Annotated in this window: 1 pseudogene; it reads right to left on the reverse strand. The window is 38.3% G+C overall.

The features are described 5' to 3' along the window. Window positions 1-572 (reverse strand): annotated as a pseudogene (locus tag ACP5SP_RS08055) (hypothetical protein); the annotation flags it as partial. Window positions 573-668: the final 96 nt, after the last annotated feature.

Consider the following 668-nt stretch of genomic DNA (forward strand, 5'->3'; position numbering starts at 1 on the left):
TTATTGCATCTTTCCCAAAGTAGTGAGATGTTCAGTCTCTCATAAATGTACTGAGAGACTTTGAGAATGATTCTTCTCCCTGTATGGATAATCTTTCCTGCAAGGTCAATAAGCATCCTCCTCACGGTTGTGGGATAACTTTTCACATCAATAATGCCCTTTGCTACATCTCTTTTGAATGACTCGTAGAGAAAGAATGACAAGACTATTGAATAGGAACCTGCTAAAGAAGATTGCAGGTTACAGAGGAGTAAGAATGCTGCATTCGGAAGAAATCTTTTGAAGGGCAGTTCCTCTGTCCCAAATTCTTTCAATGCCCTATTCACAAGTTCATCATTACCTCTATTGTGGTATGATTCAATGATTGTTTCTGCTTTAAAGTATTCTTCTTTTCCTGCTTTAATGAAGATATCATTGAGTTCTTCGTCAATACCAAGGTTTGTATAGATTATCCTGTCTGTCTCTCTTGCGAACGGAAACACTGTTTCTCCCTCATCGTTTACGAAGGGCTTGAGGTAGATAGCACGCCTTCCTTTATCCCAAACACCTCTCTTTACTCCTCTGTAATCCACACTCCTTTTCAGTGGATTATCAATGAAGTCTACAAACTCCCATATGTTTTCTTTTCCAACATATTTATTGAACTTTTGGATACTTTCTACCAATGC

Origin of the sequence: Caldisericum sp., assembly GCF_049967455.1 — a bacterium.
GTDB lineage: Bacteria > Caldisericota > Caldisericia > Caldisericales > Caldisericaceae > Caldisericum > Caldisericum exile_A.